Origin of the sequence: Sphingomonas sp., assembly GCF_041661885.1 — a bacterium.
Classification (GTDB): Bacteria; Pseudomonadota; Alphaproteobacteria; order Sphingomonadales; family Sphingomonadaceae; genus Sphingomonas.
On the sequence record NZ_JBAZTL010000005.1, the window covers coordinates 256740 to 278630 of the forward strand.

General features: G+C 64.3%; 24 protein-coding genes and 2 pseudogenes. 12 read left to right on the forward strand and 14 right to left on the reverse strand.

From position 1 onward, the window contains the following. Positions 1-43: 43 nt before the first annotated feature. A pseudogene (locus WC704_RS11825) lies at positions 44-145 on the forward strand (zincin-like metallopeptidase domain-containing protein); the annotation flags it as partial. A gap of 135 nt (positions 146-280) precedes the next feature. Here the strand turns inward: WC704_RS11825 and WC704_RS11830 are convergent. From WC704_RS11830 to WC704_RS11855, 6 genes are all read right to left on the reverse strand, one after another. After that, positions 281-1339 carry a nucleotidyl transferase AbiEii/AbiGii toxin family protein gene (locus tag WC704_RS11830; protein WP_372890112.1) on the reverse strand — a complete coding sequence of 353 codons (1059 nt, stop codon included), beginning with the start codon at positions 1337-1339 and terminating at the stop codon, positions 281-283. After that, positions 1339-2145, reverse strand: coding sequence for a DUF6088 family protein (locus WC704_RS11835; RefSeq protein ID WP_372890113.1), 807 nt, complete (start codon positions 2143-2145; stop codon positions 1339-1341). The genes WC704_RS11830 and WC704_RS11835 overlap by 1 nt, the downstream gene beginning before the upstream one ends. Positions 2146-2431: 286 nt before the next feature. Continuing rightward, positions 2432-3670 carry a tyrosine-type recombinase/integrase gene (locus tag WC704_RS11840; protein ID WP_372890114.1) on the reverse strand — a complete coding sequence of 413 codons (1239 nt, stop codon included), beginning with the start codon at positions 3668-3670 and terminating at the stop codon, positions 2432-2434. A gap of 766 nt (positions 3671-4436) precedes the next feature. Next, a complete protein-coding gene (locus WC704_RS11845; protein ID WP_372890115.1) occupies positions 4437-4859 on the reverse strand; it encodes a phytanoyl-CoA dioxygenase family protein in 423 nt (140 codons plus the stop codon). A gap of 15 nt (positions 4860-4874) precedes the next feature. Continuing rightward, complete coding sequence (locus WC704_RS11850; protein ID WP_372890116.1) at positions 4875-5489, reverse strand: acyl-homoserine-lactone synthase; 615 nt, start codon at positions 5487-5489, stop codon at positions 4875-4877. 56 nt (positions 5490-5545) lie between these two features. Beyond that, entirely contained in the window at positions 5546-6289 is a 744-nt protein-coding gene (locus WC704_RS11855) for a LuxR family transcriptional regulator (protein ID WP_372890117.1), read from the reverse strand. Between the two features lie 374 nt (positions 6290-6663). Here WC704_RS11855 and WC704_RS11860 point away from each other — a divergent pair. Both WC704_RS11860 and WC704_RS11865 read left to right on the forward strand, forming a co-directional pair. Next, a pseudogene (locus WC704_RS11860) lies at positions 6664-6711 on the forward strand (hypothetical protein); the annotation flags it as partial. Positions 6712-6742: 31 nt separating this feature from the next. Then, on the forward strand, positions 6743-7360 hold the full coding sequence (locus WC704_RS11865) for a DNA -binding domain-containing protein (protein WP_372890118.1): 618 nt from the start codon (positions 6743-6745) through the stop codon (positions 7358-7360). Positions 7361-7526: 166 nt separating this feature from the next. Here the strand turns inward: WC704_RS11865 and WC704_RS11870 are convergent, their stop codons facing one another. From WC704_RS11870 to WC704_RS11880, 3 genes are read right to left on the reverse strand one after another with little or no spacing between them, the layout of a single operon-like run. Continuing rightward, positions 7527-7925: a nuclear transport factor 2 family protein gene (locus tag WC704_RS11870; RefSeq protein WP_372890119.1), complete on the reverse strand. Its 399-nt coding sequence runs from the start codon at positions 7923-7925 to the stop codon at positions 7527-7529. Position 7926: 1 nt separating this feature from the next. Then, complete coding sequence (locus tag WC704_RS11875) at positions 7927-8802, reverse strand: hypothetical protein (protein ID WP_372890120.1); 876 nt, start codon at positions 8800-8802, stop codon at positions 7927-7929. Positions 8803-8858: 56 nt separating this feature from the next. Next, positions 8859-9500 (reverse strand): DsbA family protein, encoded by a 642-nt coding sequence (locus WC704_RS11880; RefSeq protein WP_372890121.1) that lies wholly within the window; start codon positions 9498-9500, stop codon positions 8859-8861. Between the two features lie 111 nt (positions 9501-9611). Between WC704_RS11880 and WC704_RS11885 the strand changes: the two genes are divergently transcribed. Next, entirely contained in the window at positions 9612-10520 is a 909-nt protein-coding gene (locus WC704_RS11885; RefSeq protein ID WP_372890122.1) for a LysR family transcriptional regulator, read from the forward strand. Positions 10521-10574: 54 nt separating this feature from the next. Next, positions 10575-11510, forward strand: coding sequence for a LysR family transcriptional regulator (locus WC704_RS11890; protein ID WP_372890123.1), 936 nt, complete (start codon positions 10575-10577; stop codon positions 11508-11510). A gap of 7 nt (positions 11511-11517) precedes the next feature. Here the strand turns inward: WC704_RS11890 and WC704_RS11895 are convergent, their stop codons facing one another. From WC704_RS11895 to WC704_RS11905, 3 genes are all read right to left on the reverse strand, one after another. Next, positions 11518-12306 carry a hypothetical protein gene (locus WC704_RS11895; protein WP_372890124.1) on the reverse strand — a complete coding sequence of 263 codons (789 nt, stop codon included), beginning with the start codon at positions 12304-12306 and terminating at the stop codon, positions 11518-11520. A gap of 212 nt (positions 12307-12518) precedes the next feature. Then, positions 12519-13385, reverse strand: coding sequence for a pirin family protein (locus WC704_RS11900; protein ID WP_372890125.1), 867 nt, complete (start codon positions 13383-13385; stop codon positions 12519-12521). A gap of 119 nt (positions 13386-13504) precedes the next feature. Then, on the reverse strand, positions 13505-14410 hold the full coding sequence (locus tag WC704_RS11905) for a LysR family transcriptional regulator (protein ID WP_372890126.1): 906 nt from the start codon (positions 14408-14410) through the stop codon (positions 13505-13507). Between the two features lie 199 nt (positions 14411-14609). Here WC704_RS11905 and WC704_RS11910 point away from each other — a divergent pair, with 199 nt between their 5' ends. From WC704_RS11910 to WC704_RS11940, 7 genes are all read left to right on the forward strand, one after another. After that, on the forward strand, positions 14610-15059 hold the full coding sequence (locus WC704_RS11910) for an Rrf2 family transcriptional regulator (protein ID WP_372890127.1): 450 nt from the start codon (positions 14610-14612) through the stop codon (positions 15057-15059). A 109-nt stretch (positions 15060-15168) separates the two neighbouring features. Next, positions 15169-15813 carry an NADPH-dependent F420 reductase gene (locus WC704_RS11915; protein ID WP_372890128.1) on the forward strand — a complete coding sequence of 215 codons (645 nt, stop codon included), beginning with the start codon at positions 15169-15171 and terminating at the stop codon, positions 15811-15813. Positions 15814-16020: 207 nt separating this feature from the next. Continuing rightward, positions 16021-16635, forward strand: a complete 615-nt coding sequence (locus WC704_RS11920) for a YceI family protein (RefSeq protein ID WP_372890129.1) — start codon at positions 16021-16023, stop codon at positions 16633-16635. Between the two features lie 67 nt (positions 16636-16702). Next, positions 16703-17287: a cytochrome b gene (locus WC704_RS11925; protein WP_372890130.1), complete on the forward strand. Its 585-nt coding sequence runs from the start codon at positions 16703-16705 to the stop codon at positions 17285-17287. A 4-nt stretch (positions 17288-17291) separates the two neighbouring features. Then, positions 17292-17852 carry a YceI family protein gene (locus WC704_RS11930; RefSeq protein WP_372890131.1) on the forward strand — a complete coding sequence of 187 codons (561 nt, stop codon included), beginning with the start codon at positions 17292-17294 and terminating at the stop codon, positions 17850-17852. A 23-nt stretch (positions 17853-17875) separates the two neighbouring features. Further along, a complete protein-coding gene (locus tag WC704_RS11935; RefSeq protein WP_372890132.1) occupies positions 17876-18625 on the forward strand; it encodes an SDR family oxidoreductase in 750 nt (249 codons plus the stop codon). A 139-nt stretch (positions 18626-18764) separates the two neighbouring features. Continuing rightward, positions 18765-19835: an alpha/beta hydrolase gene (locus WC704_RS11940; RefSeq protein WP_372890133.1), complete on the forward strand. Its 1071-nt coding sequence runs from the start codon at positions 18765-18767 to the stop codon at positions 19833-19835. A gap of 190 nt (positions 19836-20025) precedes the next feature. Here WC704_RS11940 and WC704_RS11945 read toward each other — a convergent pair whose 3' ends face one another. Beyond that, positions 20026-21102, reverse strand: coding sequence for an alkene reductase (locus WC704_RS11945; RefSeq protein ID WP_372890134.1), 1077 nt, complete (start codon positions 21100-21102; stop codon positions 20026-20028). Between the two features lie 136 nt (positions 21103-21238). After that, positions 21239-21850, reverse strand: a complete 612-nt coding sequence (locus tag WC704_RS11950) for an FMN-dependent NADH-azoreductase (RefSeq protein WP_372890135.1) — start codon at positions 21848-21850, stop codon at positions 21239-21241. Positions 21851-21891: the final 41 nt, after the last annotated feature.

Here is a 21891-nt window from a genome sequence, read left to right on the forward strand (position 1 = left end):
GTCTCCTCGATCGACGCCTCGGGCGGCAAGGACGGCTTTCGCGGCGGCGATGGGCAGCGCGTTCCTGTGTGCCGCGCTCGGCATCCAGCCGACCGTGGGCCATGCCGATTATATCGGATCATGGCTTGAGGTTTTGCGCGAGGACACCCTCGGGTCTCAAACCCGTTAAAGCGATGATGGACGGGAAGAGGCTGAAGAGCAACCCGCATCAGTTCCGGTCCTCGCCATAGCAACAGGCAGGCAAAATACGAAAAGCGCACGGGCTCTGTTTCGTGCTGCTTCAGGTATCGTCGTTGAGACGATCCTGCAGGCGGCTCACGGTTTCCATGATATCGTCGAACGCTGGGATCTCGCCAAAAATCATGCCCGCCATTGCATCATAATCGCGGCGAAGATCGACGATCATTGCGTTGCTGGGGACCAGCGCAAAATTTCCCGGTTCCGCATGCGCCAGATCCAGATCAGGACTGTTGAAGAACAACCGCGCATGAGCAACGCAGTCGCGACCAAGCGCCGGATTGGCCAAGGCTGCATCGCCGGTGCCGGCTGCCATCAGCATATGAACATCATAATAGTGTCGTGAGACGCGCTGCCCACCCGCGCGCAGCAGGTTTCGCTTATCAAACCAGCGACGCAGACCGTGCAGAATGACGACCTTGTCCCAGAAAGTGCGCTCGGCATCTACGATCGTGACATTGTCGATCTCCAGCGCGAAGGCGGGAAGATCGTCGTTTACGTAAGGAGCGACGCGCCCCCGTTGGTGCGGGTCGAGCGCGGATTTGGCCCCTGATTCGATCTTTACCGCTTTCCGGATGTAGCCGTCCGAAGCCGTGGTCACGGTCGGATACCAAAACAGCAGGCTTTGCCGACTGACATCGTCGTCATCGATCTCGATCCGTGCGCCATCCGCGGCCATGCCAGTCTCGGCGATCATCGTCGTCAGGATGTTCTGCAACTGCGCCCGGAGTGGACCGCCGATAAATGCCTGGCAGGCGACCTTGATGGCGTCGAGTTTCGCCTCTCGCTTCTTGCGTGACAGCCCTTCCAGTTCCTCGACGCTCGCTCCTTCGTTAAGGTCCTCCCGAAATACGGTGATGTCGATATCTTCGGAGAAACGTGCGATCAGGCCGAAGCCCTTCGACAGGGACGTGCCGCCCTTGAACAGCAAACGAGGCCGCTCCGAGGCCGGGCCATTGAACAAGGCATCAAGCGTCCAGCAGACCCAGAAGTCCTTCTCGACGTTTTGAGGTGCCGTGCCGAGCCGCTGGCTGGTCGCTGTGAAAAGATCGCGACGGTCGTCGGCTGGGGCGGTGAGCAGGCGGGCATAGTCCGGGTTCATCATTTTCTCCGCGTTGGGGGAGGCTCGGCCAGATCAATCTTTGAAAGCAGATCGCGCAGGATCACCTGCATCCAGGCGGGCAATGCGAGAAGATCGCGTTGCAGGTCATTCACGATCAAAGCGCCATGATGTGGATCGGCGAAGATCGTCAGCAATCGCCTCTCGACCTCTGGACCCTGGTCAGCCGCGATATCATGCAGCCAGTGAAGCGCCTGCACCACACGCATGGCGGGGCGCCCTGCCCAATAGAGCTTGCTGGGAGCGGTCGTCTTGAACTCGATCTGTAGCTTACCAAGCGCGATCGGCTTGAGCCGCGCATCAGTATGCACGACGATCCGTGCGGGCACGGCGTCGGAGAGACCCAAATCATTGGCGGCCGTCATGCCATCGACGATGATGCGCGCCTGATCCCGACGCGCAAGGGCATCGACCACCGCGCGCGGATCGGGGTGAGTTGGCTGGCCGGTCAGGCTGTTCGCTCGTGGCTTGTCGTACAGCCCGCGCGCGATCCGACGGATGTCACCGCCATGGTTCAGGCGATGCAGTGCTTGATCGACGGCCTCTCTTGATCCCAGGTCCAGGAAATCACGCGGCGTCCACACGCCGAAAGGCGCTTTCTGAGTCATCCGACCCAGAATGGCGGTTTTCAGATCTAGCCCCGGCCCACGCATCACTTCTCCTTTGTCAGAAGTTTGTATGCACATTTCTGACAAAATGGGAAGGCCGATTGTCAGATTAACGTAGCATATTTCTGACAAAAGGGCGCGCCAAAGCGATCTAGATGCCACGATTGCGACAGGCGACATGGCACCCTCTCCAATGCGTATCGTACGGGGCGGCATCGAAGACGCATCCCTCGGCTTTGTCCGAGCAGCCATCTGAACTGGCTGCACTGGGTCAGTTCCGCCGTCGCTACCGTTACAAATCCTTGCGCCACCTGCCCGCCGACCATCGCAGGTTGATCAGGCCATGGAACCCCATCGACATCGGTGCGGCGTTGGCCGTGGCCAGACGCCGTCAGGCTGCGGCTTCGATCGGCGGTTGAGCGTCTTCCACCGCCTTCGCCGGCATCTGACTGTCATGGCCCAACAGCTAACATTCCCAGTCGCGCATAAGGACTCGCCGCTTGAGAAACGCATCGCCGCGACGATAGGCGCGTACCGTTTCATCGCCAACCTGATGCGCTAGCGCCTGCTCGACGATCGTTTCGGGGTGCCCGGTCATGTCCCCCATATAGTCACGGAAGCTGCTGCGCATGCCGTGGACCGTATGTTGGCCCATGTTCATGCGCCGCAGCACCATGAGCATCGCCATGCCCGACAGCGGTGTTCCGGGCTTCTGGCCGGCAAAGACATAGCCGTCAGGACGTCGGTTCGACGTGCGCGCCTGCTCCTGCAATATTTGGAGCGCGAGCGGAGACAACGGAACGCGGTGCTCGATTCCCATCTTCATGCGTACGCCAGGGATCGTCCAGACTCCCGCATCAAAATCCACTTCCGACCATGTCATCCGCAATGTTTCGTTGGTGCGGGTGGCGCAAAGGATTGTCAGTGCAAGCGCGCGTCCCGCAGGGGCAGCGCGCCTCCGCAAACTGGCAAAGAAATCCGGCATCTGCTCGTAGGGGATCGCGGTATGATGCTTGACCTGCGCTTTCCTGCGTTGCCGCGGGAGCATGTGAACGAGATTCCCTTTCCAGCGCGCCGGGCTTTCCCATGGGCTGGCGATGTGCTTCGACGCCTTCGCGGCATCGAGGATGATTTCGATGCGTCCGCGAACGCGGCCTGCCGTTTCCGGAATCTTCCGCCATATCGGGCGCAGCACGGAAGCAACGTCTTCGGCGGTGATGGTATCGACCGGCATCTCAAGCAATGCGGCTGCATGCGTCCAGATCGTTGCGCGCCATTGCTTATGGTGTTTGGAGCTCTTCCAGCCATCGGCGTGTGTGTCGATATACTTGTCGGCGAATACGCCGAAGTGGGGCGATGCTTGTTCGCCAGACTGTTTCGACTCTCCACCGCCCGTGGGCGTATCCGCGCTGCGGGACGCCCGCTCGGCCTCTTCGGCGGCACGCCGCTCCTCAATCGGATCCAGCCCATCGGCAAGCTGCGCGCGAACGATGGCGGCACGCTCTCGCGCCATCGCGAGCGAGACATTGGCGAAGGCACCAAGGCCCATCTCCCGTCGCCGCTTGTCGCGTTCCCACGCGAAGGTCCAGCGCTTTGATCCGTCCTTGCCGAGACGGAGATACAGGCCGCCGCCATCGCTGTGCCAACCCGGCGTGCTGACGGTTTCCACCCTTCGTGCGCTCAACTTATGCAGGCTCCGGGACATGCGAATTCTCCTTCCTCCATCGAACCCAAGGGGTTCGAATCCGCCTGCCTCCGCCTCACGGTTTGCAGCCGGGTTTGCAGCCGGGTTTGCAGCCGGGTTTGCAGCCGGGTTCGGGTCGAGGATCGATGCGATTTGCAATGAACCGCTACGATCCGCCTTCGACGCTTCGCCGACGGGAAACGCTCCGTTTTCCGAGGAGATTTTACCAAAAAACCGCTATTTTTGAAATGCTTGCGATGGGCCACTTTGGCTCACTCCGTCTCCGCCAAAAACCATTGAAAACATTAGATTTTTTTTGGTTTTGGGTTTGGCGTCCGGGTCTCCGTCCGGGTTTTTGAAGCGGATTTTTGCGAACTGCTGCGACCAGCCGTGAACGGACTGCGACGAACTGTGGCAATGCGAGCTTGCCGAACCTCGCTGGTTTCAGAGCTCGGGAGTGTCGGCTCGCCCGTGATAAGAGTTTGAGCGACACTGAAACTGACGCCGAGGCCGCCTACCTCGCCGAGAGCTTTGCCAGCGCCCTTGTAAGCGTATTGCGATCTGACGAAACATTGCCGCGCCCTTTACGTCACCATCGGCTTTGGCCTGCCTGACGAAATTCACCTACATCGTAACGTTCTCGTAATGCTCGTCGGCCATCTCGTCCCTAAGATTAGCGCTGTTCACGCCGCCAAGTTGGAGCGCTTGGGCCTGGCGATCAACGTAATCTGTTTGAGCAAATGCGCTCAGTCGACAAGCATCGACGGGTTAGCATTGCTTCTCCGAATCAAAATGTTAGTCTTATCATGCGCCGCGAGGGCGGTGCCGAGGCTTGAGAACCTCGCTTCTGATCACGATGGGGAAGCTGAGCCGGCGCGCCGGGATGCACTGCGATCGCCTGAGTCGTATTGAGCTGGATGCGGTCGCACCAGGGCGACAGCACCGCCTCGACGACGCCGAGGATCAGGCGATGCTGGACCAGGGCCGCGGCGTGAGGCGAACGGACGAGAAGCCGACCGAACCGCTTGGTCGTAGTACCGTAGAAGCCGCCCTGGCCGAACGGCGTGCGGGCGAAATCGCTAGCGAGGTCGTCATCAAGCGCGCCGATTGTCGCTCGCGGCAGCGCGTCGGGGATGATGCAATAGCCTTGCGCCGTGAGATCGGCGGCGTGGCGCGCGATTGCACCGGAAAGGTCGAGTGTGTCGGTCATTTTCTGTCCCCCGCGTCAAGCTGCGACGCGTCGGTCGACGCGCAGCGCGGCTGCCGTGGCACGCCTGGATTCTAGCAGGCTCGACGTTTCCGGCGTGATCTCGATGCGGAGTGCCGCCAACATCGTGCCGTTGATGATGCGCGGCAGCCCGAGCGGCACGCAGCGCCAGCCAAAGGCGAGGATCTGCTGGAACCAGCCCATCTCGGCGATCGCGCTATAGGCGGTGATGCCCGCCGCCAACGCATGGTCGACCAGCGCATTGACGAGCGTGTCGCGCACCAGGCGCCGCTCGCAGGCGCTCAGCCGGCGATCGAGACAGAAGCGCGTGATCTCGAACGTGCCAGCGTCGCGGGGTGGAGCCTCCTCGCACAGCCCCGAATAGAAGCTGTCGAGGATGTGCGGCCGCGTCGTCGGCAGCAACCGGGCCGACCCGAGATGCGTGCCGTCCGGCGCGGCGAGGATGAGGTAGGTGGCGTGGACATCGTCGAACTGGTCGACCTCATAGCGGTCGTCGAGGACCGGCACATCCCATTTGAGCAGGTCGACGAAGACGGATTTGCGCGCGGCGAACATTGAACGCAGGACGGCGTCCGATGCCGGGCGCGCGGCGGATTGAACAACATGCAGCATGGGTCTCGCTCCTTGACCGTGATCAGCCAAGGGTCGTCCCGCTGCGGGTCAGTCCGCTATTCCGGAAAAGGGTAATATCGGCGGCGGAAGATATCGGCGAAGGTCAGCGTTCCGTCGAAGAGCGTCAGGATCACTAGATATGTCCGCTTGTTCACGCCGTAGCGCTCGCAGGCCTGCTTGATATGGCGGGCGACTGTCTCTTCGCTGACGCCCAGGATGAGACTGATTTCCCAGTCGCTCTTGCCCCGTGCAACCCAGAGCACGCAGTCGCGCTGGCGGTCGGTGAGTACTGGTCGCGGCGGCATCTGCAGACCTCCGCGCATCGCCCAGAGCCGCCGTGCGCCCTCGAACGCGAACATCCCCGCGAGCTGTGCAAGCGGCAGCATCTCATGCCGCATTGGCCAGCCCGCCTCGTTCGCAAACGAGCACGAGCCGCGCGCCTCGCCGGGCACATGCGCCGGCACGGTGAAGCCGTCGCCGATACCGTGATCGCGGCCCAGCGCCAGCACGCGGTGGTCTTCGCGGGTCATGGGGATGATCTCGGACATCCGCGACCAGGGAAAACCGACACTGGTCCTGTGGCTCGCACGGTGCACCGGATCGGAGATGCCAAGCGCATTGCGGTCATAATAATCGGCCCAGCGGACCGGATAATTGTGGATACGAATGGCGTTGCCGCTCGCCGCGACGATATCGACATGATGCGTCAGCGCGAAATACTGGAAGCCGAGCTGCTCCGTCACCGCCGCCATCGCGGCGGTAAGATCGTCCGCATTCGCTGCGGCCTCGACGACGCGCATGAACTGCGTTGCCATGCTGTGCATGCGCATAGGGCAAAGCCACGACCCTGGGCGGTGTCTCAAGCCACCGGCAATCCCTGGGCCGCCCTTTCCCGGTCCCTTGGGCCGCGCGGCGGTGTCTCAAGCCGTCACCCGGCGAGCCGTGTCATGGAACTGACATATCATGGTGTGTCGCAAGGCAAAACCTGGATGTCGGCGAATCGCGGCAATCGCGCGCCAGGCCGTTTCATCGGGCGTCCCGGCGAGGAGGATCGTGCTGCGGCGGTCCGGAGACGGCATAGCGCATGAACAGGGACGGATCCCGCTCCCCGGGATCCGACTGGCGCGACCCGGCGCCGTATTGCGCGTTGCGCGGCATCGATCGCGCGGGGCTGATGTGGGAATGGCTGCGCCGCGATCCCGGCTATGTGGGCTGGTACACGCGGGCCAGCACGGCCACGCGCGGCGCCGGCGATGCCATTCCGTGGGGGCTTCACTTTCGCGGAACATCCCGACCTCCCGGCCCCGGAGGCGCGGCTCATCTGGCATGCCGATTTCGATCCCGGGACACTTTCCGTCGCTGCCGTGCCCGCCGACCCGGCCGACCCCGACAGTATTCGCATTGATCGAATCGCGCCCTGGCTCACCATCGCAGTCGACGATTTGGGGCGCGAGCATGCGGTACTGTCGGACGGCTGGCATCATGTCCGGCTCGACATCGAGGAGGGCCGGTTGGAGGGACAGGAAGCGGTTCTGCTCCAGTATCGGCTGCACGGGTTTGCTTCGGCGGAGGCGCGACTGCTGCCCCTGCGCCGGTTTCTCGACCTGTGCAGGCATCGGCGGTTTGCACGATCGCTGTTTCCCCGTGATCCCTGGATCGACCGTGGCATCGACATGCTGCGGGTGCATGATGCGATAGGCCAGGGCGCGAGCCAGCGCGATATCGGCGCGAGCCTGTTCGGTGACCAGCGGGTGGCGCGGGACTGGAATGATATCTCGGACTCGCTTCGCTCTCGCGTCCGACGGCTGGTGCGCGAGGCGCGGGCCATGGCCCACGGCGGATACCGGCAGCTGATGCGCCGCAGCCGCTGACAGATCCGCGCTACCTTCGCAGATCCACTATGGCGCAGGCGGCGCGCGCGACAAAGCCTGCGTTGCCGGCAGCCGACCGCACGCCTTGGCGAGCAGAAAAACGCTCCCCCGTCCCGCAAGTGGCGTGGCAAACCCGATCAAGCCAAGGGATCTGTCGGACGCTGCCTCATGCCTCGTGCGCCATCGCCGCGCGCACAATCGCGCTGTCGACAACCTGCTCCATGCTGACGATCTTGCCATCCTTCAGCCGATAAAGATGCGCGAAGCTGGCGCGCATGGCTTTGCCGGTGGCCTTGTAGGTGCCGGAATAGACACCGAATGCGGCCACCTGGTCGCCATCCGCCAGGTAGCTATGCACCTCTGCATGGTAGTCGATCCACTCGCTGCCGAGGCGCTGGAACACCCCGGCGGCGATCGCCTCCGGCCCCACATAGGTGCCGGCATAGGGAAAGCCCGCCGCTTCGGTCCAGTGCGCGTCGGGCGCCAGTGCCGCCATCAGCGCCCGGCCATTGTCTTCCGACGCACCTTCATAGGTCGCCCGGATCACGTCCAGATTGCTGCTCATCTCAACCCCACTGCATTTCGCCGGTGGCAACCTTGGACCCGATGTCGATCGCGACGCCCATGCCCAGGCCCGGGAAGCGTGCTTCCATCGCAGCCTTGAGCGCGGCGGCGTTGGCGGCGCGGGGCAGTTCCTCGTCGAACGCGGTGAGATAGGCGATGGTGAAGGCGATCGCGGAGCTGTCGGTGGGCGCCGTCACCGCCATATGGCCCGGGACGACGATTCCCGGCTTGCGCGCGGCGAGTGCTGCCAGGTTCGCGCGCCAGGCTGCCCGCTGCTCGGTGGTCGGCGTGTCCGCGGTCCACACATGAACGCCGGAGAAGATCAGCACGCCGCCGACCACCGCGTTCAGCGCGGGCACGAACAGCGTCCGCCGATTGGCGAGCCCCTCCGCCGCGAGGATCTCGATCGTCTCGCCGTCCACCTGCAGCGAGGCGCCCTCGAAGCTCTCGGGGAACACGATGTCGGCCAGCGCCTGCGGGCCGTTCTCCTTGAGCTGCGGTCCCCAGACGGCGAGCTTCTTCTCGACGCTGGCGCGGATCGCGGCGACGGTTGCGGAAGCGGCGATCACGCGGGCCTTGGGGAAGGCGGCGACGATCGGCTTCAGGCTGAAATAATAGTCCGGGTCGGACTGGCTGACATAGATGGTGGTCAGCGTCTTGCCGGTGGCGCGGATCGCCTCGGCGACCTTAAGGCCGTCGGGATAGGTGAAGCCGCCGTCGATCAGCACGGCTTCGCTGCCGCCGCTGATCAGCACCGGCGCGCGATAGAAGCCGTTCTCGCCAGCGGGGAAGTGTTGCAAGGTCAGCGGCCCGGCAGCCCTGGCGATGCCGGCGGCGGTAGCGGCGGCGAGTGCGCCGGTGGCGGCTACGGTCTTCATGACGGTTCTCCTCGTGAACATGGTCGGTCTCCGGGAATGGGTCGAAAAGGGTTGGATCAGGCAGCCTTGAGCAAGGCGGCCAGCAGGTCTGCGTCGCCGAGCAGCGCATTTGCGGGCACCAACCGGCGGGCCTCGCCGCTGCCCGCGATCATGGCGGGCACGCCATTGGCACCGAACTGGCGCATCGCCGCCTGGCCCTGCTGGATGCGTGCCTGGCAGGCGGCGTGCAGCGCGTCGTCGGATCGCGCCAGTCGGTCGGCGGCTTCGACGAGGCCGAGTCCGCCCAGCGTCTCGGCGAGCACTGCGAGATCGGTCACGTCGCGTCCCTCCACAAAGCGCGCCGCCTGGATCGCCCGCAAGGCCTCTGCATCACGATCGGCTGCCGTCAGGGCGACGGCGGTGAGCGCCAGGGTTGCAGGTCCGGAATCGAAGCGACCGGGCACACCCAGCACCTGATCGCGATAGGCGGCGCTGAACGGCTGGTCGGTCATCTCTGCGATGCGTTCGTCATTGCGCCACGCAAATGCGGCAAAGGCCTTGTCCATCGCGCGTGCGCCCTGCCCGGCGAACAGGCCGGTCGGCAGGTACGCGATGGCAAGCCCGGCATCGGCGGCGAGCCGTTCGAGAACCGGCGCCGCGCCGTAGCACCAGCCGCACAGCGGATCGAACAGATAGGTAGCGTGTGCAATTTGGGCCATGCCGGGGTCTCCTTGGCGCTAGGTTATGCCACGCGGGGACTGATCGAAGAAGGCCAACAAACGATACAGACTATATGCTATGTGCTTACAATCAACCTTGCTTGAGCGCCGATGATGAACCTGAACCGCCTTTCCTATTTCGCTGCCGTGGTCGACACCGGATCGTTCACCCGCGCGGCCGAACGGCTGGGCATTACCAAGGCGGTGGTCAGCCAGCAGGTCGCGCAATTGGAGCAGGACCTCCAGACCAGCCTGCTGGTCCGCACGACCCGGCGGGTGCAGCCGACCGAGGCGGGCCGGATGCTGCACGCGCGCTGCGTGCTGATCCTGCGCGAAGCGGAGCAAGCGGTGGACGAACTGGCGCTGACGGTCGCCGAGCCCACCGGCGTGCTGCGGGTGACGGCGCCCAATGACTATGGGGTCGCCGCGATCGTGCCGGTGGTGACGGCCTTTGCGGTCCGCTATCCAGGCTGCCGGGTGGAGTTGACGCTGGGCGACACGACGCAGGATCTGGCCGACGGCCGGATCGACCTGGCGATCCGCGTCGGCTGGCTGCCCGATTCCAGCCTGCTGGCCCGGCGGATCGGTACGTTCCGGCAAGTGCTGGTGGCTGGCCAAGACCTTTTCGATCGGGTCGCGGAAGTGCGCCGACCGGACGACCTCGCCGCTCTCCCCTTCATCGCCAACCTGGCACTGCGCGATCCGCTGGCCTGGACCTTCGTGCGCGGTGACAGCGAACGGCAGACGGTGCGCCTGCGCGCCAGCATCGCCATCGATACGACGCCCGGGGTGCTGGCCGCGGTTCTGGGCGGTGGCGGGATTTCGGTGCTGCCCGATTATCTCGTCGCGGGCGATCTTGCAGCAGGGTGGTTGCACCATGTTCTGCCGGAATGGCAGCTGCCGTCCGGCGGCATCTTTACTGTCGCGCCGTCCGCGCGATTCCGGCCGCGCAAGGTGACTGCCTTTGTAGACATGCTGCTCGCCGCCGTTCGCTCGACGGCGCGCGAGGACGGCAGTTGAAGCGGCGCCGACCGAGGACATGCATCGGCCCTGCGATTGTGGCAGACAGATCGCATGCACGATGCCTTTGACGACCTGACGATCGGCCATATCAAGTTGCTGCTCAGCGCAGCCGACCTTGGCAGCTTTACCCAGGCGGCGAATGCGTCCGGCCTTTCTCCTGCGGCGGTGAGCAAGGCGATCATGCGGCTTGAGCAGCGGCTGGGCGCTCCGCTCTTCCTGCGGAGCACGCGGACGATGCGCCTGACCGACGTTGGAGAGCGTTATGTGGCCGATTGCCGCGAAGCGCTGGCGCTGCTCCATCGTGCGGAACAGGCAGCGGCGGGCGCGCAGGCCGAACCGGCCGGGCAATTGCGGGTGAGCCTGCCCACCCCCTATGCCCATTGGCGAATGCCCAAATTGCTGTCGACATTCCAGGCACGCTTTCCGCGCATCCAGGTGAGGCTGCACATCAGCGATCGTTCGGTGAGCCTTGGCAACGATGCCTTCGACATTGCCATTCGCGGCCATGAGCTTGCGGATTCAGGCATGGTCGCGCGCAAGCTGGAAGATGCTGAACTGGTGATCATCGCCGCGCCCGAGTATCTGGCGCGGGCGCCTGCGCTGAACCGCCCGCAGGACTTGCTCCAGCATCAATGCATCCAGTTCCGGCTTCCGGGCAGCGGCAGGATATCGACCTGGAGCTATAGCGAGGGGGGCGTCCGCAAGGAGATTGCAACCAACGGCAATCTCGTCTGCGAAGACGAATATGTGGGGGGCATCGCGTTGGCGCGGGCTGGCGCCGGAATCTATCAGATGTACCGGTTCGCCGTGGAAGAAGACCTGGCAGCGGGACGCCTGATCGAGCTGTTGCCCGGCTATGGCGGTGCAACTCGGCCGTTCTATCTGATCTATCCCGATGGTATCACCCAGCCGGCCAAGCTGCGCGCGTTCATCGACTTCCTTGCCGAGACGCTCGTGAAAGCGCCCCGACCAGGAACACCGGCGTAATCGACGATCAGACTTCCTGCGCCGCGACACGCGGGAAGGGCAGCGCGGGCGAACTGGGGTTTGCCACCGGCGCACCGCGAAGCTGGCGGGACAGCGGCAGCCAGGTGGAAAAGATCGGCGCCGTTCGGTCGAAGGCCTTGGTGAGGCCAAGCCCGTTGGGAAGCATCGTACCGAGCGACGGCATCGCCGTCATCGCCTCGACGGAGGCGCGCACGGCCGGAATGTCGGTATCGAGCAGCGCAGACCGGTTGGTGGTGAGGATCGCGATCTGCTTTTCGTCCGGCTGGTCGAGCAGCCATATGGTGCCGAGACCGGCGCGCTCTGCTGCGTCGCGCAGCGCCGGCCAGAGGGTATCCAGCGCAACCCGGGTGGCGTCTGCATCCCCGGTATAGTGCCAGCGCTCGAAGCGGTTGACGCCGTGCGTCTCTACGGGCGCAAAGTCATGTGCGCCGACGACCTTCCAGATATGCTTGTCGACCTGTGGGAAAATCTCGCGGTTCCAAAATTTCACGCCGGGTTCGAATTCCAGCTCTTCGACCGTCCACCGGAAGTATTTCTGCACATTTTCCCAGGTGTCGAACACATAACGACCGCCGCACAGCGGCCCGCCAGTCACCGGGTCATATTGGAACGGCGTGTATTTGCGGTTCATTCCCGCATGAATATCCATCACCCGCCGCTCGATCTCAACGAAATCGTTCAGCATGTCGAACGGCAGATCGGACTTCATCACAATATCCGACGTCATCGCAGCTTCGGCGTTGATCTCTCCGATTCTATAGCCAAGCACTTTCATTGTAATACTCCTTATACATCCGCCGCAGGATATGGAGGACTATCCTCCTGTTCTGCTGACCACGATGTAGAAAGGGCTATTGCCGGCAGCTATGGGCCAGACGTTGTTTCATTTATTCCCGAGCGGAACAACTGGCCAGAGCACACACGAAAAGAGCATCCGCACAGGCGTGCGGATGCTCCCATCGATCGGTATCTGGAAAGGCGAGCGGATCAGCCGCGGAACACCGGGGTCGGGCCGGAGCTGCGCTGCGCCGACAGCCGCTCGCGCAGCGCCGCGATGCGCGCCTCGCCCTGGATCAGCGCCGCCTTGTTGGTATGGACCGAATAATAGCCTGTCACCAGATCGTGCGGGTGCTCGATCGCCGAGGCTACCACGAAGCGGGCGCCTTCGGCCGACGCCTGGAGCGGGATCGCCCCCGCACCCTCGAGCAACGCCAGTTCACCGGTGTGCACCGTCAGGTCCCCGACTAGGGCACCGTGGCTGATCGCCAGCCAGGCCACATCATGATCGGCGGGGGGCGTGTAGGTCCAGCGCTCGCCAGGTGCGAGCGTCACCAGCAGATAGTTGATGCCGGCCGGCGCGCGCACCGGGCTCGCCGCGCCGCCCAGTTCGCCCAGGATCACCGTTGCCGGGCCGACCACCGGCATGTCCTTCGCCTCGATATACTGGCTGTCGACCGCGGCGTTTTCCAACTCGGGCGGCAGCGCCAGCCACAGCTGGAAGCCCTTGATCCGCGGCGAACTGCCCTTCGACATTTCCTTGCCGTGCCACACCCCGCCGCCGGCGCGCATCCATTCGACGCCGCCATAGCCGATCGAGCCCGAGCCCGAGATGGGATCGTCGAAATGCAGGTCGCCTTCGGTCAGCACGGTCACCGTGGCGATGCCCGAATGGGGATGGATCGGCATGTCGCCGATCGATGCGGCCTCGGGCGAGAACAGGTCGAGGAATACGAACGGCTTCAGCACCTGGCCGAGATCGCCGGGGCTCATCAGGCGGATGATCGGGCGGTGGCCCTGGCCCGAAGTCTTGTACCGGACACGGCGGTGCGTGGCGATCATGGCGGGTGCGTTCATGGCTAGGTTCCTTTCGTTGCTCGCGCTGGAGCGATGCAACGGAAATGCCGGATAATCGGCTATCGCAGAAGCCACGGATATTCGATTGCTACCATCGGCACGCCCGATGGATAGCCGCGCTATTCCACGTTCTGGGCGCAATGCTTCAGGCGCTCGATCATCCATCGCCCCGCCGGCCCCGGCGGGTCCGACGCACGATAGATGGCCGACATCGGCAGCGCGGCGCCCCCGGGCGGCACGTTCTGGATCGACAGCTCGACCAGCCGCCCTTCCTCCAGGTCTTGCTTGACGACGTGATAGGGCATGCCGCCCCAGCCGAGGCCGCGCAGCAGGAACGCATGCTTGGCGGCGAGATCGGCGAGCCGCCAGGTCGAGGGCGCCATCACCCCGAATTGCTGGCCGTCGGACAGGCTGGAGCGGTCGGTGAGGACCAGCTGCGTATGCCGCGCCAGTTCCTCCGGCGGAATCATGCCACGATGCGCGGCGAGCGGATGAGTCGCCGCCGCGACCATCAGCAGCTTGACGTCGGCGATGCGTTCGGCGGTGACGTCTGGCGGGAGTACGGGCAGCGAGCCGACCAGGGCAAAGCCGGCCCGCCCCTCGAGCACGGGCTGCACCGCGGAGCCCAGTGCCTCCACATACAGGCGCAGTGGTGTGGAGGGAAAGGCGACGCCGAACTGTTCGGCGACATCGGCCACGACATCGATCGGCACGAACACGTCGATCACTGCGATCAGTTCGGGCTCCAGCCCGCCGGCCATGCCCTTGGCGCGGGCGCGCAGTTCGTCAAGCGCGGTCGCCACCGCCCGCGCATCCGCGATCAGCACCGCGCCTTCCGGCGTCAGTCGCGGGTAGCGGCCGGTACGGTCGAACAGCACCACCCCCAGTTGCGCTTCCAGATTGGCGATCGATTCGCTGACGGCGGACTGGGTACGCCGCAGCGCGCGGGCCGCCGAGGAGAAGCTGCCTTCGTTCACCACCGCGATGAACGCGCGCAACTGGCCCAGCGAAATGGCGTCGATCATCGGCAACCTCCTTCCATCGGAAAAGTCGATGGATTCGATCGGATAATAGAGGCTGCCCCGGCCACTGCAAGCATGCGATCTGGGTTTCGGCAGGGCGCAACGGCGCTTCGATGTCCGCGGAAGCGGCGCCGAAACCGCAGTTCTTCTGCCCAGTAAATTGTCACCGTGATCGTTACACACCATCGGAAGGATCGGCCGCGTGCCAACCAGTTCTCGCTTCGTCGTTGCCGTCCACGCGCTTGCTGCCATGGCAGTGGGCGACGGCGCGCCGCTGCGATCCGAGGATCTGGCGGTATCGGCCAATACCAGCGCGGTCGTCATCCGGGGGCTGTTTTCCCGGTTGCATCAGGCGGGGCTTACCGTCTCGCAACTGGGGGCCGGCGGCGGCGCGTTGCTGGCGAAGCCGGCATCCCAAATTCGCCTGCTCGATGTCTATGCAGCGGTGGAGGATACCGCGCTGTTCACGCTGCACCGCATGTCGCCGCTGCGTGGCTGTGCGGTGGGCGGGAACATCCAGCAAGCGCTCCGCCCGGTGCTCGACCGTGCCCGCGCCGCCATGGAGGCGGAACTGGCCGGGGTAACGATTGCCCATATCGCCACCGACCTCGCTCGTCTCGGCAAGTTCGAACTGCCGCTCAAATGGGGCTGATCCGCCGGTAGAAGGCGGCGCAACCCTTACCCTTTCCGCTTTCGGTTACGGCCAGCCGATGGGGCGCTGCCGTCCCTTTCGTATGCCCCATTTTATCAGGAGACATGACATGACTATCGGTATCATCGGTTCGGGCGCACTCGGCTCGAACGTCGCCCGCGCGCTTGCCAAGAAGGGCATCCCTTCGATCATCGCCAACAAGCGCGGCCCGGATTCGCTCGCCGCGCTGGTCGCGGAACTGGGGGAAACAGTCACGGCGGGCACGGTGGCCGAGGCCGCCGCTGCCGACATCGTCGTACTGGCGATGCCCTGGGTCGCGCTGGAGGACGTGCTCGGCGGCCTGCCCGCCTGGAACAACCGCATCGTAATCGACGGCACGAACCCGGTGCTGTTCCTCCAGCCCGGTTCGCCCGAAGCGAGCGATCCCACCAACCCGCTGGCCGCTTACGGCATCAAGGCCGTCGATCTGGGCGACACCCATTCGAGCGCCGTGGTTGCCAAGCTGGTTCCGGGCGCACGCGTGGTGAAGGCGTTCAACCATCTCGACGTCAACGTCCTGCGCGAGCCGGAAGCCGCCGGTGGTCAGCGCGTACTGTTCTATTCAGGGGACGATGCCGACGCAAAGACGCAGGTGCGCGGCATTCTGGAAACGATTGGCTTCTTCCCGATCGACCTGGGCACGCTGGACGTAGGTGGTCCGCTGGCCTCGCTGCCGTTCGGCTCGCTCTCGATGCACAATCTCGTGCGCATCTGAATCCCAGCCCCTGCCGCTCCACCTCGGGGGGCGGCAGGCTTGTCGTACGTTGCCAGGACAGCCCGTCCTATCGGGCCTGCCAACGTTCGATTTTCTAGAGCAATTCCGTCGAAATTATTCGGATGGTCGCAACGATACGCTGCGGCCATTGCATCCCGCACCATCAAACAACCGCCCCATATCGGGGTCAACAAGGGGTATAGGTCAATGAAGCCTGTTATCGCGATTTTACTTTCCGCCGCCGCGCTTGCCACAGCGACAGGCACCATCGCCCAGACGGCACCAGCCGCCACGCCGGCGACAGTGCAGGCCGGCACTTACAGCGTCGACAGCTATCACACGCTCGTCCAGTTCGGGGTTACGCATTTCGGCATCAACGAGTTTTTCGGGACCTTTCCCGGCACGACGGGTTCGCTGACGATAGACCCCCGCAACCTGTCCGCCACCGTGCTGGACGTGACCGTCCCGGTGGCCAGTGTTTCGACGACCAATGCCACGCTGGACAAGGAACTGGTGAGCGCAGACTGGTTCGACGCGGCGCAGTTTCCCACGATGCATTTCATCTCGACCAAGGTGACGCGCACCGGCGCAACGACCGCGACGGTCGCCGGCAATCTGACCCTGCACGGGGTGACCAGGCCGGTCACGCTGCGGGCGACGTTCAACGCGGCTGTGACCAACCCGATGAACAAGGCCTACACGCTCGGTTTCAAGGCCAGCGGCGCAATCAAGCGGACCGATTTCGGCGTCAGCAAATACGCACCGCTGGTCAGCGACGACACGACAATCACGATCAGCGCCGCGTTCGAACGCAAGAACTGACGACTGCCCCCGCTCCCCAGTGCGTCGCGCGCGGCGCACCGGGTGGCTCCTTCCGAAAGCCCTTCTTATGCGCACACGCTATTCCGCCATCGCGATCCTGCTCCACTGGGCGATCGCGGCGCTAATTCTGGCCAATCTGCTGCTCGGCTGGCGGATGGGTTACCTGAAGGGCCTGGCGCAGTTCGACATGTTCCAGTTGCACAAGTCGATCGGCATCACCGTGTTGTTGCTCAGCGTCGCGCGGCTCGGCTGGCGCATGCTCAATCCCCCGCCGCCGTTGCTGATATCCATGAAGACGTGGGAACGGCGCGCGGCCGGTACAACGCACTGGCTGTTCTACGGCCTGATGATCGGGATGCCGTTGACCGGTTGGGCGATGGTGTCGGTCAGTGCATACAACATCCCGACGCTGTTGTGGAAAACCGTGCCGTGGCCGCATATCGGATTTCTCCATACGCTCGATGCAGCCGGCAAGGCGCAGGTCGAGGCGATCGGTGGAGGTCTTCACTTCTACATGGCGCTTGGCGGGGTTGCGCTGATCGCGCTGCACGTCGCCGCAGCGCTCAAGCACCAGTTCATCGCCCGCGACGGCGTTCTGGGCAGGATCGTGCCCGGCCTTCGCAGCACGCCCCTCCCATCACAGGAAAGTTGAACCTATGCGTTACGCCCCTCTTGCCGCGCTCGTACTGATCGCGGCTCCGGCGGTCGCCGCCCCCGCGCCGGCATGGACGATCGACAAGGCAAGCTCGCAGGTGACCTTCGTCGCCAGCATGAACGGACAGCCGATCAACGGCAGTTTCCGCCGTTTCGACGCGCGGATCGCGTTCGACCCCGCTAATCTGGCCGGATCGAGCGTCACCGCCGTGATCGACATCGCCTCTGTCGCCACCGGCGACGCCACCCGCGACGAATCGCTACCCACGCCGGACTGGTTCAACGTGAAGGTCTTTCCGCGCGCGACGTTTGTGTCGAAATCCTTCAAGAGCCTCGGTGGCAACCGCTATCAGGCGCTCGGCACGCTGACGATCCGGGGCGTTGCACGCCCGGTCGCGCTTCCGTTTCAACTCGCGATCAACGGCAATGCCGCGCAGATGCGCGGGACGCTGACGATCGACCGCCCCTGGTTCGGCATCGGCCAGGGCCAGTTCGCTAGCCCCGATACGGTGGCGGCCGCCGTCAAGATCAACATCGCGATCAACGCCCGCAAGGCGGGCTGACCCGCCAGACTGAAAGCACCGTCATGAAACCCACAGGCAACACCATCCTCATCACCGGTGGCGGATCGGGAATCGGGGAGGCGCTGGCCCATCGCTTCCACGATATGGGCAACACGGTCGTCATCGCCGGGCGACGCCAGGCGGCGCTGGACGCGGTGGCATCGGGGCGGGCGAATATCCACACGATGACGCTCAATATCGATGATCCCGCAGCCATTCAGACATTCGCCGCCCAGGTGACAGCGCGCTTTCCGGCGCTCAACGTGCTGGTAAACAATGCCGGGATCATGCGCGTCGAGGCGCTGGATTCGTCCCGTGATCTCACCGATGCGGAGGCGACGATCAGCAGCAATCTGCTGGGCCCGATCCGCCTGACCAACGCGCTGATCGACCATCTTGTCGCGCGCAGTGACGGCGTGGTCGTCAATGTGACGTCCGGTCTGGCGTTCGTGCCGCTTGTCGCGACGCCGACCTATTCGGCGACGAAAGCGGCGCTACATTCCTATACGATAGCCTTGCGCGCGGCATTGGCGGGACGGGTCGAAGTCATCGAACTCGTGCCGCCGGCAGTCCAGACCGACCTCACGCCGGGCCAGTCCACGCGCGAGGGCTATCTTCCGCTGGAGGCCTTTGCCGACGAGGTGCTGGCACTGTTCGGCCAGACACCCACACCAGAGGAAATTCTGGTACAGCGCGTCCACCCGTTGCGTTTCGCCGAGCGCGACGGCTTTGCGACGATGCTGGAGCGGTTGAACGGGCAGGTCCATCACTGATGTCCTGAAGGCCGCCGTTCCACACGGTGCGGCGGGCTTCACCCTATTCGGTCGTTCGTAGCGCGCTTCCAGCAATCGAGTGCGACATCGCCGACCGGTCACGCACCATGGCAATCCCTCGAGACGGTAGGAGTGAAGAATGATGTTCGATCTGACCAGGCGCGATCTCGCCATCAATGGCCTTGCCGGTCTGGCGGCCGCGAGCCTCCCCCATTCCGCTGGCATGGCGCAGGCCCCGACACCGCGAGTTGTCGATCTTTCCCTCGTGGACCCTCAACTGCGCGCCGCGGCGCGCGAAGCCGCACCAATAACCACCATGCTGTCAGCGCTGTCGACTGCCACGCTCCCGTCCGTTCGGGCAGCGGGTGGCAAGGTTTCCGCTTTCGAGGCCGGTGTTCCGGTGGATCGTCGGTCGATCCCCGGCGGCCGCAGTGCGCCAGATGTCGTCATCTATGTCATCAATGCGCGTGCCGGTACCGCGCGTCCCGCGATCCTGCACACGCATGGTGGCGGTTTCGTCGTTGGCACCGCCGCGAACGACGTGCCCCGGTTGCAGGCGATGGCTGCGGCGCTCGACTGCGTCATCGTGACCGTCGACTATCGTCTTGCGCCCGAGGTTGGGTATCAGGGAGCGATCGAGGATAACTACGCCGGACTGCGCTGGTTGTTCGCCAATGCCGCCCTGCTGGGTGCCGATCCGCAGCGGATCGCGGTGATGGGCGAGAGTGCCGGTGGCGGCCATGCCGCATTGCTGGCCTTGGCGGCGCGTGATCGCGGCGAGTTCAGGCTCGCCTTCCAGTTGCTGGTCTATCCCATGCTCGATGACCGGACAGGCAGCAGCCGTCCGGTGCCTGCGACAGTCGGTCAGATCATCTGGACACCTGCAGCCAATCGCTTCGGCTGGGGTGCGTTTCTGGGTCAGACGCCGGGAACCGCGAAGGTTCCCGCTGCGGCAGTTCCCGCGCGGGTCCGCGACCTGTCTGGTCTGCCGCCTGCCTTCATCTGCGTCGGAGCGCTGGATCTCTTCGTGGAAGAGGACATGGAATATGCCCGCCGGCTCATCGGCGTCGGCGTACCGACCGAGTTGCTGGTCGTGCCCGGCGCATTCCATGGCTTCGATAACGGCTCGCCCGACGCCCGTGTCGTCAAACAGTTCAACGATGCAAAGCTGAACGCCTTGCGCAGGATATGGGCGACCGGCATCGCGTAACGAACCTAGCCTGAAGAATCCTCGATAGCGGTTGCGCCCTTCATTGCGCCGGCGCCGTGTCAGCTGATGGCATCCCGGGCGTGGCGATTGCCGGAAACATGCCCTACGCCCTGGAAGAGGGTCGCGCGTCGGACAAGCGTGGCCCGCGATCCCGATGCGCGTCGGTGGCAGGCGGCCGTTCATCCGTCGGTCACGCGGCACCCGCGTCCAGCGTCGGGTAATCGGTGTAGCCGCGCTCCTCGCCCTGGTAGAAAGTCGCGACGTCCGGCTGGTTGAGCGGGGCACCCTGCCGAAAGCGTTCGACCAGATCGGGGTTGGCAAGGAACTTGGTGCCGAAGGAGACAAGATCGGCGGCGGCGCTGGCCACGGCGGTTTCGGCACGCTCTGCATCATAGCCACCATTGGCGATGTAGAGGCCGCTGAAAGCGCGCCGGAACTGCCCGAAATCAAAGGGCAGGTCGCCCATCTCGACGCCGTGCAGATAGGCCAGACCATAGCCGCTCAGCATTCCGGCAGCGGCATCGAATGTCGCCTGCGGATCGCTGTCGTGCATCGAGCCGAAGCCGACGATCGGGGAGAGGCGCACGCCGACACGGTCCGCCCCGCACACCGCAACCACGGCTTCGGTCACTTCACGCAGAAAGCGCAGCCGGTTTTCGATCGACCCGCCATAACCATCGGTGCGACGATTGACGCCATCACGCAGAAACTGGTCGATCAGATAGCCATTGGCGCCGTGAATCTCGATGCCGTCGAACCCTGCCTGCAACGCATTTTGGGCACCGCGCGCAAAATCGCCCACGATCGCCGCAATCTCAGCAACACTAAGCGCATGGGGCGTCTCATAGGGTTTCATGCCCTCGATGGTGAAAATCTCGCCCTCGGGCGCGATGGCCGACGGCGCGACCGGGAGGCTTCCATTGGCCTGGACGACCGAATGCGACAGCCGACCGACGTGCCAGAGTTGCAGGAAAATCCGCCCGCCCGCAGCATGCACCGCATCGGTCACGTGCCGCCACCCTTCGATCTGCGGGGCGGTGAAGATTCCGGGCGTGCGCATATAGCCCTTGCCCTGCGCCGAGATCTGCGACCCTTCGGAAATGATCAATCCGGCGCTGGCGCGCTGGCGATAATAGGTCGCGGCCAACGCGGTCGGCGCATCGCCATCGCCTGCACGGCCTCGTGTGAGCGGTGCCATGACCATCCGGTTGGCGAGCGTGTAACGGCCCAGCGCGACAGGCGCGAGCAAGCTGTGGGGTACAGACATCGGTTAAGCGTTCCTGACGTGAAATGGTGTGTGGGTGGCAGGTGACGAAGGCTGGCTGACGCAGACATGGCTCGTGCGAAGGGCAATACCGCACGAGCCACAAGGCATACCGTATATCCGCTTGCCGAGAGGGAGGTCAGGCGTGCAGCGCTGCGATCTGCGCCTGTGCTGCCTCAACCGCGGCGGCGCGCTGGTCCGGTCCTACGGCGATGCCTTCCGCAACGATCGCCTCGGCGTTCAGGCCGATAAAGGCGAAGGCGGTCTTCAAATAGGTCTCTGTATGCTCGAAGGAGGCGATCGGCGACTCGCTGCCGTAAAACCCGCCGCGTGCCACCGTCAGGATGATACGCTTGCCGGGAACCAACCCGGTCGGCTTCCCATCGACATAGCTGAAGGTTTTGCCGGCGACGAGGACGCGGTCGATCCATGCCTTGAGCTGGCTGGGAATACCGAAATTATAGAGGCCAGCACCGATCACGACGATGTCGGCGGCGATGAACTCTTCCAGCACTTCGGCACCCAGCGCGATATCGGCCTCGAGCTCAGGCGTCCGGTCGGCCTCGGCGCTCTGCAACGCGGCGAGATAGCCGCCTGACAGATGCGGGATCGGGTTGGCAGCCACGTCACGATAGCTGACCTCCATATCGCTGCGACCGGCGGTCAGCTGGGCAACCGCCTCGGCCGAAAGCTGACGGCTGACCGAATAGCCGCCGAGAATGCTGGAATCGATATGAAGCAGTTTCGTCATGGGAGTATCCTTCAGTCAGGGTTGAAAAATGTTGGGTTGAA

Coding starts and splice junctions, on each gene's coding strand:
- WC704_RS11890 (WP_372890123.1), top strand. CDS start 10,575: ATGCACGATGCCTTTGACGACCTGACGATCGGCCATATCAAGTTGCTG.
- WC704_RS11930 (WP_372890131.1), top strand. CDS start 17,292: ATGCGTTACGCCCCTCTTGCCGCGCTCGTACTGATCGCGGCTCCGGCG.
- WC704_RS11875 (WP_372890120.1), bottom strand. CDS start 8,802: ATGAAGACCGTAGCCGCCACCGGCGCACTCGCCGCCGCTACCGCCGCC.
- WC704_RS11870 (WP_372890119.1), bottom strand. CDS start 7,925: ATGAGCAGCAATCTGGACGTGATCCGGGCGACCTATGAAGGTGCGTCG.
- WC704_RS11915 (WP_372890128.1), top strand. CDS start 15,169: ATGACTATCGGTATCATCGGTTCGGGCGCACTCGGCTCGAACGTCGCC.
- WC704_RS11840 (WP_372890114.1), bottom strand. CDS start 3,670: ATGTCCCGGAGCCTGCATAAGTTGAGCGCACGAAGGGTGGAAACCGTC.
- WC704_RS11835 (WP_372890113.1), bottom strand. CDS start 2,145: ATGTCGCCTGTCGCAATCGTGGCATCTAGATCGCTTTGGCGCGCCCTT.
- WC704_RS11925 (WP_372890130.1), top strand. CDS start 16,703: ATGCGCACACGCTATTCCGCCATCGCGATCCTGCTCCACTGGGCGATC.
- WC704_RS11880 (WP_372890121.1), bottom strand. CDS start 9,500: ATGGCCCAAATTGCACACGCTACCTATCTGTTCGATCCGCTGTGCGGC.
- WC704_RS11945 (WP_372890134.1), bottom strand. CDS start 21,102: ATGTCTGTACCCCACAGCTTGCTCGCGCCTGTCGCGCTGGGCCGTTAC.
- WC704_RS11885 (WP_372890122.1), top strand. CDS start 9,612: ATGATGAACCTGAACCGCCTTTCCTATTTCGCTGCCGTGGTCGACACC.
- WC704_RS11865 (WP_372890118.1), top strand. CDS start 6,743: ATGCCATTCCGTGGGGGCTTCACTTTCGCGGAACATCCCGACCTCCCG.
- WC704_RS11830 (WP_372890112.1), bottom strand. CDS start 1,339: ATGAACCCGGACTATGCCCGCCTGCTCACCGCCCCAGCCGACGACCGT.
- WC704_RS11850 (WP_372890116.1), bottom strand. CDS start 5,489: ATGCTGCATGTTGTTCAATCCGCCGCGCGCCCGGCATCGGACGCCGTC.
- WC704_RS11855 (WP_372890117.1), bottom strand. CDS start 6,289: ATGCGCGTCGTCGAGGCCGCAGCGAATGCGGACGATCTTACCGCCGCG.
- WC704_RS11940 (WP_372890133.1), top strand. CDS start 18,765: ATGATGTTCGATCTGACCAGGCGCGATCTCGCCATCAATGGCCTTGCC.
- WC704_RS11905 (WP_372890126.1), bottom strand. CDS start 14,410: ATGATCGACGCCATTTCGCTGGGCCAGTTGCGCGCGTTCATCGCGGTG.
- WC704_RS11920 (WP_372890129.1), top strand. CDS start 16,021: ATGAAGCCTGTTATCGCGATTTTACTTTCCGCCGCCGCGCTTGCCACA.
- WC704_RS11895 (WP_372890124.1), bottom strand. CDS start 12,306: ATGAAAGTGCTTGGCTATAGAATCGGAGAGATCAACGCCGAAGCTGCG.
- WC704_RS11950 (WP_372890135.1), bottom strand. CDS start 21,850: ATGACGAAACTGCTTCATATCGATTCCAGCATTCTCGGCGGCTATTCG.
- WC704_RS11845 (WP_372890115.1), bottom strand. CDS start 4,859: ATGACCGACACACTCGACCTTTCCGGTGCAATCGCGCGCCACGCCGCC.
- WC704_RS11935 (WP_372890132.1), top strand. CDS start 17,876: ATGAAACCCACAGGCAACACCATCCTCATCACCGGTGGCGGATCGGGA.
- WC704_RS11900 (WP_372890125.1), bottom strand. CDS start 13,385: ATGAACGCACCCGCCATGATCGCCACGCACCGCCGTGTCCGGTACAAG.